The organism is Frankia sp. CgMI4 (genome assembly GCF_001756285.1).
In the GTDB taxonomy this organism is placed as follows: domain Bacteria; phylum Actinomycetota; class Actinomycetes; order Frankiales; family Frankiaceae; genus Frankia; species Frankia casuarinae.
Genome location: NZ_MAQZ01000129.1, coordinates 1 through 9,682, shown reverse-complemented (window position 1 = coordinate 9,682; position 9,682 = coordinate 1). Strand labels below are relative to the sequence as shown.

Annotated in this window: 11 protein-coding genes and 1 pseudogene; 6 read left to right on the top strand and 6 right to left on the bottom strand. The window is 65.1% G+C overall.

All coding sequences use genetic code 11. The features are described from left to right. Positions 1–591: 591 nt before the first annotated feature. From Manayef4_RS21980 to Manayef4_RS25250, 3 genes are all read left to right on the top strand, one after another. Positions 592–861 (top strand): type II toxin-antitoxin system prevent-host-death family antitoxin, encoded by a 270-nt coding sequence (locus tag Manayef4_RS21980; RefSeq protein ID WP_011434617.1) that lies wholly within the window; start codon positions 592–594, stop codon positions 859–861. Next, on the top strand, positions 845–1,318 hold the full coding sequence (locus Manayef4_RS21975; RefSeq protein ID WP_011434616.1) for a type II toxin-antitoxin system VapC family toxin: 474 nt from the start codon (positions 845–847) through the stop codon (positions 1,316–1,318). The genes Manayef4_RS21980 and Manayef4_RS21975 overlap by 17 nt, the downstream gene beginning before the upstream one ends. Positions 1,319–1,927: 609 nt before the next feature. Further along, positions 1,928–2,269 carry a hypothetical protein gene (locus tag Manayef4_RS25250; RefSeq protein WP_175443453.1) on the top strand — a complete coding sequence of 114 codons (342 nt, stop codon included), beginning with the start codon at positions 1,928–1,930 and terminating at the stop codon, positions 2,267–2,269. 243 nt (positions 2,270–2,512) lie between these two features. On the opposite strand, the gene Manayef4_RS21965 is transcribed toward Manayef4_RS25250, so the two are convergent. The 6 genes from Manayef4_RS21965 to Manayef4_RS21940 form a co-directional block, all read right to left on the bottom strand. Beyond that, the gene (locus Manayef4_RS21965) at positions 2,513–2,692 is read right to left on the bottom strand and encodes a hypothetical protein (protein WP_023842169.1); all 180 of its coding nucleotides are present in this window, start codon (positions 2,690–2,692) and stop codon (positions 2,513–2,515) included. 490 nt (positions 2,693–3,182) lie between these two features. Beyond that, on the bottom strand, positions 3,183–4,274 hold the full coding sequence (locus Manayef4_RS25245) for an FtsK/SpoIIIE domain-containing protein (protein ID WP_175443452.1): 1,092 nt from the start codon (positions 4,272–4,274) through the stop codon (positions 3,183–3,185). Positions 4,275–4,970: 696 nt separating this feature from the next. After that, complete coding sequence (locus Manayef4_RS21955; RefSeq protein ID WP_023842167.1) at positions 4,971–5,162, bottom strand: hypothetical protein; 192 nt, start codon at positions 5,160–5,162, stop codon at positions 4,971–4,973. Continuing rightward, positions 5,162–5,545, bottom strand: a complete 384-nt coding sequence (locus Manayef4_RS21950) for a hypothetical protein (RefSeq protein WP_139140184.1) — start codon at positions 5,543–5,545, stop codon at positions 5,162–5,164. The genes Manayef4_RS21955 and Manayef4_RS21950 overlap by 1 nt, the downstream gene beginning before the upstream one ends. 93 nt (positions 5,546–5,638) lie before the next feature. Further along, complete coding sequence (locus Manayef4_RS21945) at positions 5,639–5,848, bottom strand: hypothetical protein (RefSeq protein WP_023842166.1); 210 nt, start codon at positions 5,846–5,848, stop codon at positions 5,639–5,641. A gap of 1,403 nt (positions 5,849–7,251) precedes the next feature. Then, complete coding sequence (locus Manayef4_RS21940) at positions 7,252–7,479, bottom strand: hypothetical protein (RefSeq protein WP_023842163.1); 228 nt, start codon at positions 7,477–7,479, stop codon at positions 7,252–7,254. 574 nt (positions 7,480–8,053) lie between these two features. Between Manayef4_RS21940 and Manayef4_RS24605 the strand changes: the two genes are divergently transcribed. The 3 genes and pseudogenes from Manayef4_RS24605 to Manayef4_RS21925 form a co-directional block, all read left to right on the top strand. Beyond that, entirely contained in the window at positions 8,054–8,704 is a 651-nt protein-coding gene (locus Manayef4_RS24605; RefSeq protein ID WP_131728957.1) for an XRE family transcriptional regulator, read from the top strand. A gap of 3 nt (positions 8,705–8,707) precedes the next feature. Beyond that, a complete protein-coding gene (locus tag Manayef4_RS23650) occupies positions 8,708–9,178 on the top strand; it encodes an NUDIX domain-containing protein (protein WP_083282633.1) in 471 nt (156 codons plus the stop codon). A gap of 295 nt (positions 9,179–9,473) precedes the next feature. Beyond that, a pseudogene (locus tag Manayef4_RS21925) lies at positions 9,474–9,682 on the top strand (IS110 family transposase); the annotation flags it as partial.

Sequence of the window (9,682 nt, the reverse complement as noted above, 5' to 3'; positions counted from 1 at the left end):
TCGCAGGCACCACAGAGGGACGACGTCGGACCGGACGGCACCAACATCCTCATCAGGACAGGGTGCCGGCGCAAGCCGGCATGATCACTGACCTGGACCAGACCGCGTCCCTCCAAGACCCGCGCGGTGAGCTTGTGGCTCTGGTCGGGCCAATCTCGCGGCGGGCATCCGTCGCCAATCCAGCGGAGAACCGCGAGCTGGCGCTCGTTGGGTTTGGTTGGACGCGACACAGGACCACCTCACGGCGTCCGGCAAATTGRGCGGAATCAGGTAGATGAGTAGCTCACAGCAGCATCGCTGACGCGCAAACTACTCGGCCTCATCCGGATAGCCGGATCGTGGGGCCGCCGAATGCAGGAAGGACCTGACGCGGCAGGTAATGGGAATCGTCGAATCGTCGAAGCCGCGTATGACGACGATCATCCAGGCGCCCGGCGGATCCGCAATATTCTTGAGCGCTGCGGATAGCGTCTTTCGTGCAGGAGGCGACCGCAGGCACACRGCGGTATGGCGAAGCCGGGCGGTCAACATCGCCTGGCCAGACTCTGGATCTTCGTCGCGGCACGCTGTAGCACCGGGTGCTACGCTGGCATGGTGAGCACTCCTGAGATCACGCAGCGGGACCTGCGGTCGAGGTCGCGGGAGATCATGGACGCCGTCGAGCATGGGCAGTCGTTCACGGTCACTCGGGATGGTCACCAGATCGGGCAGCTCGTCCCGATCCGGCGCCGGCGCCGGTTCGTCTCGCGGCAGGAGTTCGCCGCGATGTCACGCAACGCACCTGACACCGGCCTGGAGGCGTTCCGCGCCGACCAGGAGGCCGCGGCCGACCACGAGGCGACGGATGCCTATGACCAGTGAGCCCGTCCGGCAGGGCCTGCTGGATACCAACATCCTGATCCTGCGCCGCTGGGTGAACGTGGCCGAGCTTCCGGACGAGATGGCGATCAGCGTGGTGACGCTGGCGGAGCTGTCCGCCGGGCCACACCAGGTGCGGCGTAACGACGAGCAGGACCTGTACGACGAGCATGAGGAACGGGCACGGCGGATGGAGATCCTCCAACGTGCCGAGAACGAGTTCGATCCGATCCCGTTCGACGCCGAGGCGGCGCGGGTCTACGGCCGGCTGACCGCGGCCGTCGTCGCCGCGGGCCGCAAACCGCGCCGCCGGACCGCGGACCTGATGATCGCCGCCACGGCGGTCGCGGAGGACCTTCCACTGTTCACCACCAACCCCGGCGACTACACCGGCCTGGAACGGCTCCTACGCACGGTCCCCGTCACGAGGCCGCCATTGCCCCACGAGAGGAAGCCCTAACCCAGCCGGGGCGGCGAGGCTGCTGCCATACGTCGATGGCGGACGTTTTCGGGTGTCACGGGCCGCACCCCGATCTGGCCAGCCGGATCCGGGAACCCCAGACCGACCATGACGACACGATCAACCCGGTAAGCCCAGCGCGACAGTCTGGGGCGCCGCAGCGATCATGGGGAGGTGTAGCAACGGGTGTAGCAACAGAGGCAACCGACCACGCACGTCGACGGCCTTCCACTTCCGTYCCCGACCGCCGGGAACGACGCGCCGACCGTCCCGGACGGTCCCCTCGCGTCCGGCGGGTGGGTGCCGACCGTGCCGCATGCGGGGCGCACCGATCCCTCGCAGGATGCGACGCGCGGACCGCRTGCCCGCCACGACCGGGCGTCGGTTCCGGCGTTCTGGACGGTGGTGGACGGGCGGGTGGTTRCCGGCCCGTGGGCGGACCGGTATGACRCAGTCCGGGCGGGGGATGACCATCCCGGTAGCGCCGTCGGCTACGGGGTGGTAGCGGCGGACGGGACGCTGACGAGCCGTTCCGCACCGGATGATCTCGCGTTTAATCGCCTGTGGTCCGAACAGGTCGCGCGGCTCACCGATGACCATGGGGGGAGGGTGCGCGCGACCCGGGACGCTACCGCGCTGCTCACGGTGCGGGTAGCGCGTGCGCTCGTGCTGGCGGGGGTGCCGGTGGCGGACACTACCGGGCGGGAGGCAACCGGCGGGGTCCTGCTTGTCCCGGTGCGCACGGGTGCGTACCGGGGGGTGGCGTTGGGGTGGGCTACCCATCCCCGGATGGCCACCATCCCCACGGCGAATCGGCCCGTCCCGGCCGGGGTGGGTGATGTGCTGACCTACGCGGTAGCGGCCACGCTCGACGCGCTGGGGTTCACCGTGCGCTACGGCAGGCAGACACGGGCGCATCTGGTCACGGCCGGACCGGGGGACGCGCGATGAGCGACGTGCCGACGTGTGAGACACCCCGTTGTGCCGCACCCGCACTGGTGATCGTCTCCGATGGGAGAGAAACGGCGTTGGCGTGCGCCCTATGCCACGAGGCCATGTTGCGGGCCAGCGGCGGAGTGATCCGTGGCATCGGTCTCGTCCCCCGGACCCCACGCCCGTAGCCGCTTGCTAGACGCTTACAGGAACAGGCCCCCCGCACCGGATACGGTGCGGGGGGCCTGCCGCATGTTGGGGTCAGTCGGTGGGGGGTGGGTCGGGGGGTCGGGGGCGTGGATGGTCCCGCATGGTGGCGAGCAGCACCGCGAGGGCGTTGATCTGTTCATCGGTCAGTGGGGGCATCGCCCATACGGCGCGGCGGATCGCCGTGTGTTCGTCGTCCGGTTCGTCGGCAGGGTGGTCCGGCGTGCTGGTCATCGCGGCTCCCTGACCCCCCGCCGGTCGTCACGTGACGACCGGAGGGGGGTTGCGGTTGCGCCGGGTGGGGGTCGGCGGGGGTGGTTCGGGACGGTCGCGTGGCACCCGGGGGTGGACGGCTACCRCGACCGTGCTGTGTTTGTTCAGATCACCGGGGGTGCGCGGGGTGCGGGCATGGGGTGTTGCCGCTACCTGGTCGCGGGCGTGGTGCTAGCGGGCGGCGTTCCCGGGGTTGGGTGCGGTGTGGCGGGGGTGGTCGCTGCGCGGGCGTGCGCGGTGTGGGTGTGGGTGTGCCCTACCCGCGTGTAGGGGTGCGGGGTGGGTCCGCCCGGTGATGTGACTGTCTGTGGCGATGTGCCGTGGTGTGCACGGGTGGGGGTGTGTGGGTGCCTACGCGCGTAGGCGCGCACGCGCGCGCGTAGGGCCGTGCATGCACGCCGGGGTGCACGGCGTTGCACGGGGGTGTGCACGGCGGTTCCGTGACGGTGGGTCATGGGCGGTGGGGGKTGGCGTGCCAACGGCCGGGCGCGGCCTGGCGCACTTTGYCGGCTTCCTGGATCTGCTGTAGGRCATAGTACACCCATCGACGGGACCGGCCGGTGGCGGTCACCAGGTCGGGCACGCTGGCGCCGTCCGGTGTTGCCGTGAGGGCAGTCCACAGGGCACTGTTGGGGTCGGGGTTATGGTCCGTGTGCGGCCCGTCCGACCGGGCGGGTAGAGCCGGTGGCGTGGGATAGCGGCTGATGATATCCGCCACGGTGTCGTCGTCTAGCAGGTAGGCACGGTGGGGTGTGGGCGTGGTGTGGTCGGGGTCAAGGATGAGGAACACGCCGGGAAGGGTGAAGGCGTCGGTTCGCCAACCACTTTTGTAGGCGCCTGCGCCGAGGATGAGGTCTGTGTCGGCGCGTTCCCGGACTCGCAGCGCTATCCGGACGTCCATCTGGCTACGGATAGCGCCGTTTMCCGTCGCGTCTTGGGTTGGTCGTTGCGTGGCAGCGATGAGCGTGACCGCGACTGCGCGGCCGAGACGGGCCAGGGAATCAGCTATGTCCAGTGCTTCCGGGGGGAGTTCCGCGAATTCGTCGACCAAGATCGCGAGTGCTGGGCGTTCCCGGGTGGGGTTCCAGGTCCTTTCCCCGCGCTGTGCTTGCTCGCGGGTGCGCCGGTTCAGTTCTTCCCATGCGGCGGTGAAGAGGGTTAGGGYATCGTCCGGTGTGGTCGCGAGCCTGCCGAGTGATTGCGCCCACGGGCCGAGTTCCATGCCGCCTTTCAGGTCCACTCCCCAGACGGTCACATCGTCTGCGGGAATGAGCCCGGCGAGGATCGTGTTCACCAGGCCCGATTTCCCCGCGCCGACGACGCCACCGATGAGGACATGGCGGCGGAGGAGAAGAACGGTTACGGCCGTGCCATCCTCGGAAACGCCGATAGCAATCGGTTTGGTGATCGTCGCGGGGTGGTCGTGTCCGGGCCAGGGGTTCGGGCGTGCCAGAGGATCGGTTTCTGTCACTCGGACGATGACATGGTCTTCACGGTCGGGATCGGCGGTCACCCGTACCGAGTTTGGCCGGACACCGAGCATGGAGGCTATTTCGTCGCTCCGGGCGATGGCGCTACGGGCGGACATGCCACGGCGTAGCGCCACTCGCGCGGTATATCCCCACGCATCTACTATCGCGGACATCACCCGTGAACCGGAAAGCCCCGCGTTTTCGGCGAGGACAGGCCACGCCTGCATGSTGCGCTCGACCCGGACCCGTTCACGTCGGCGCCGATGTGCCCACCATGGGATAGCGGCCACAGTGYCGGCTGTGACGAGCAGGGTGRGAAGGGGTGGGTGGCCAGGGCTGAGAATCGCGGCRGCTGACCACCATCCGGACGCGAGGATGGCCACGGTCACGGCGTAGGCGCGTTCGATCCGGCGCGGCATCCTGCGTGCTACCACACACGCCGTAGCCAGGCTGAACAGGGTCATCAGCACCACGGCACCGGCGCCCCACGCCCGGTGTGCCACCGTGGCGGACACCGCCAGGAACAGAGCGATATAGAACGGGAGAAATTCGCTGCGGAACCGCCAGAAGAAACCGGTGATACTGGTCACGGCCATCGGGCCGGAGTGGTTCTCCCGGAGTTTTCGTCGGGTGGAACGGCGCATGTAGCGGCGCATCCGCCGTATTTCCCGTGTCATCCGACGCTGATCGTTGGTGTGGGTTCGTGGCATGGCTTCTCTTCTCAGAGGAAAACGGGGGTGTCCGGAAGCCGGACACCTCCGCGCGGCCTACAGATGAATAGAGGAAAATATGCCGAAAATCTGGTTGAGAATGCCCTGAAACGTGTCCGAGAAATTGGACTGTGCGACGTAGAAACCGAGCGCGGCGCAGGCGAACGCTTGCCACGGGTTGAGGTCAAACGCGCGGATCATGACGATGACAACGATAAGAAGCAGGAAGAGAATGGAAAAGGGAATCATCAGTGGTTGGCCTCGTCTTCGTCATCGTCAAAGTTGGTGTCATAGGCGATGCCTGCCGCGAACAACCACAGATCCTGGGCGGTCAGYCATTCCGCGAGGGTCTTGTCCCGGTGGGCTTTCAGCAGGCTCTGTACGTACCGGATTGCTTCGATACCTTTTTCGTCCTGGCCCAGAATGTCCATGAAGATGTCGTGGAGGACTGCGCTTGCCGTATAGCCGTCCATATGGGTGTCGAAGGCGTCGGCCGCGCGCTTCTCAAGGACGGCGAGCTCGCGATCATCGAACACGGCAGTCACCTCGCGAAAGGGAAGGGAGAGGGGAGAAAGAAAACGCGGGAATGGCACGGCCAACCGGCGTCGGGCACGGCCGCGGGCGGTATTCATGCTGCAGGTTGTATCCGGCTAGGACGCCTAGCAGAAAAAGATCGGCGAGCCAGACTGCAAGGGCTGTCCAGAAGAGAACGCGGTGCATTCTGGTCACGGCTTGTGTGTCCACTTCGTAATAGCCCGCGCGGCCAGAAGAATGAAAATGATAGCGATGAAGTACTTGCCGTATCCGGGTGTGGATGTCGTGGCCGCCCACGAAAATGTCCAGAGGGCCAGGGAAACCGGCACGAACACCGCGAGGAAACGCCACAGCGGCACGGCCAGAACCAGCAGGAAAAGGAATAGAAGAAGTAGGAACACAGGAACTCCCGAGGGATGGGGGCAAGCCTTCGGGGCCGTTTCTGTCAGCCCCGCCGGACACCGCCCATGTTTCCCGATGAAAAGCCGCACCGCAGGTATTAGACCGGCAAATCCGGGGGGTATTAGTGGCTGGGAGCCGGAATTCCGGGGGACCGGACCCGGACCAAACCCGGAACGATCATCAGCGCGCGGACACCCCGGACTCAACCCTGACCAAACCCGGAAAAAACCCGGATGCGTGAGCGTGCGATCACTGGCCTGCTGTGTGCAGGCGCAACGGCGTATGCACGGGACGACGGGAAGACGGATCATGACGGGCGATGACCGCCAACGGCGACTCATAGAAGATCTTGGGAGGCTTGCCGATCACGGCGTCCGGGGTCCCGAAGACATCATCAACGCCGCGCCACGCCTGCTAGCCCTCGTGGCAGCGCAGGGAGGCGAGTGGGCGCGCGCGCGGGGGGTCGTGAGGCTGCTGCACGCGGCCACACAGGCACTCGGTCACCCACGCGGGTCAGCCCTGCGGGCACTACTCGCGCTGGACCCCGCGCCGCGTGGCATGGGAGTGCGGCTCACAAAAACGGAACGGCGCCACRCCGCCAGCGTCTACTACCGGATTGAGGGAGACACCTTCCGCAAGACACACGAGAAAAACCTGATAACCGCGCTCGCGATCGAAATCGACCACCGACTCACCACCGGGCATGACACCACACGCGGTGATCATGCCAGAGACGGRCACGGCCGCATRCCATCCACGCGTCCYGGACCCAAAAACCCACCGCCACCCGCAAGCACCTTCCGTCCCCTTGCAAAGAGGGAAGCAAAAGGAGGTCCGTGATGTTCAGCCGGTTCTACCAGGAGCCCGACGGAAAAATCCCCTGGTATTTTATCGCCGTAGTCRTCCTTTTCGTCGCCGTGCCGTCCGTTATCGCCGGAGCATGGCTAGGATGGCTCACCCGATAATATGTCCAGGCCTAATACGAGAGGCATAACACACTACCCAGTTGATTTCTAGGAGACCGCACGGACCGGGGCCGCCCGGGTTGGGGTCGCCCGTCGGACCGGGGCCGGCATGGGCCGGGGTCGCCCGTATCGCTATCGATGCAGGTCACAGCGGATGCACCGGACAAGACGACAGCGTGTGGCGCCGCTACGCTCCCACCCGCACCGCTACCGGCAGGCACCGCGCCACAGGCAGAGCCTCACTCCGATAGAGACGCGACGAGGCAGCYACTCTCTGTTGATCATCTGCTCTACCTCGTAGGTATCCGACAGCAGGTCGACGCGGGTCACAGTCGGATCTTCGACCAGCGCACGCCGGGCCGCRTCGGGAAGGTCCATCCTTCGGGCCTTCCACGCAGGAACGTAGTACAACGCTCMGGCCCTACCAGGCGCCGCGATCAGCCGGACGAACGGCATGAGCCCCGACTCACCTCACCCTGCCCCCGCGAGGCGGTATCGGCGACCGGCCGTTCACCATCGAAGATCTGCACCCGTTCGACCGCCGGAAGCATCCGCAGCAACCGCGAGGCCAGCGCCGGAAGGTCGGCGTTACGGAGCACGTCCGGACTCGCGATGGTTGCGGACGGCCCTCGATCATCCTCATAACGAACCAAGATCTTCAACATGGCGGAAGGTCCCTGATCGCAGCTGCGTTCAGCATCCCCCGCACTCCAAAGCAAGAAGATCGCGTGGCTTCTCCGCAACCAGAACGCGTGAGCCCGCGTCGTCCRTCAGCTCCACGGACGCCACCCCCGGTTCCTCCAGAGCCTCGCCCACGATCCGCCGCAGACCGGCCGCCACGACCGGAGCCCACTGCATGTAGGTMGTGGTCGGCGCGGCCCCCTTGTAAACGATCTTTATGTACGGCATCCCGTCCCCCTCGCGGCTCACATGGGTGTCCCCGGGCGCACCGGCATCGTCGGCGGCAGCACACCCGGGGACGTCTAGGTAGGGCACCCCGTCGTGTGTAGCCCAAGGTGACCCGAAGCGCCCTACGACAGAACATGACAGATAGCGAGGGACGCGGTCACCCCCCGCAAGGGACATGCTGGGACGTTCTAAGATCGAAACGTCCCATGCCCTCGGTCTCGGGAGCCGCAACGTGCCCAACGAAAGATTGCGAAYCGCRCTCACTCGCCGTAGCTGGACACCGCCCACGCTCGGTGAGGCTCTGGGTGTCGACGCGAAAACGGTTGAACGATGGATCACGAAGGGGCGGACTCCGCACCGAACCACCGCGATGAAGGCCGCGCGACTACTCGGGGAGGAAGCGACTATCTATGGCCCAATGTGGGTAAGCGTGTCGCCATGGATGAACGACACGGCGAAGTCGTCACGGTCTACACGGAGCGAAGCGCCGTCCCGAATGCTCTGTGGCTCGCCCTTCTACAAGAAACTTCGAGCGTGCTCGATATCCTCGTCTATGCAGGTCTACACCTACCTGAAGCCAACCCGTCCTGGGTGCCGGAAATCCAGAGGCGTTGTGGCGATGGGGTGCAAGTACGCATCGCGTTCGGCGACCCCGAATCAGAGGAAGTGCGAACGCGCGGAGAGGAGGAAGGGGTTGGCGCTGGGATGGCTGCGCGCATTAGATATGCGCTCTCCTGGTATCAACCGATACTCGGAGTAGAAAACCTTCAGGTCCGCTTTCATGCAACGGTGCTGTATAATTCGATCATCCGATTCGACGATCAGATGTTGATCAATCCGCACATCTACAGCATGCCCGCATTCCGCGCCCCGATTGTCCATCTGCGTAAGATCGACGGCGGACCCCTGTTCGAGACCTACGCTGAATGTTTTGAGCGAATTTGGGCGCAGAGCCGAGTGCTGGAAAACAAGGAGGGGTGACCTGTGCCTCGTGTTGACTACTTGAACGATCCCGAAGCTCCAGCGGCTAACAGCATTGTTCYGGCTGTAAGTGCGATCGTTCCCGATAGCGAAGGACGGATTCTCCTGATCCGTCGTACCGACAACGGATATTGGGMCATCCCTGGCGGGGGYGTTGAGCCTGGCGAATCAGTCAGGCAGGCTACCGCGCGTGAAGTCATGGAAGAGACCGGGATATCCTGCGAAGTAACCGGAGTGGTTGGGATCTACTCCAATCCTGGCCACGTAGCGGCCTACGACAATGGYGAGGTGCGGCAACAATTCTCCATCTGTTTTCGAACCAGGATGACCGGTGGTGAACCTAGAACGAGTGACGAATCTTCACAGGTGAGGTTCGTAGCAATTAGCGATCTCCCTTCATATAAAATGCATCMGTCGATCCGACTGCGAGTTGATCATTATCTCGAAGAAAGGAGTGAACCGTATATTGGCTGATAGCTGGTAATATTAATAGGTCGACACGCTCGGCGAGGCCCGACGCTCGGCGAATCGTCGCAGGTCAGTGATCATGCCGGCTTGCGCCGGCACCCTGTCCTGATGAGGATGTTGGTGCCGTCCGGTCCGACGTCGTCCCTCTGTGGTGCCTGCGAGCCCGTAGGTCAGTGTGGCGCGGAGGTCCTGAGGAATCCTGTCCTGCTGCCACGAGCGCGTACCTCAGAATCTTTGATGACAGGCCCTCCCCGGGCGGTCCGTGTGGATCACTGATCGTAAGGGAAGGAGGCGGTCTTTCATGGATGTGCTGATCGACCGGGTCGCCGGGTTGGACGTGCACCGGGACACGGTCGTGGCGGCGGTCCGGGTTGGCGGGCGTGGTGGCGGCCGGCGGGGGGAGGTGCGGACCTTCGCCACGACGGGAGCGGGACTGACCCGGCTGGCCGGGTGGCTGTCGGAACAGCGGGTTTCTCTGGTGGGTATGGAATCCACCGGCGTTATCTGTAG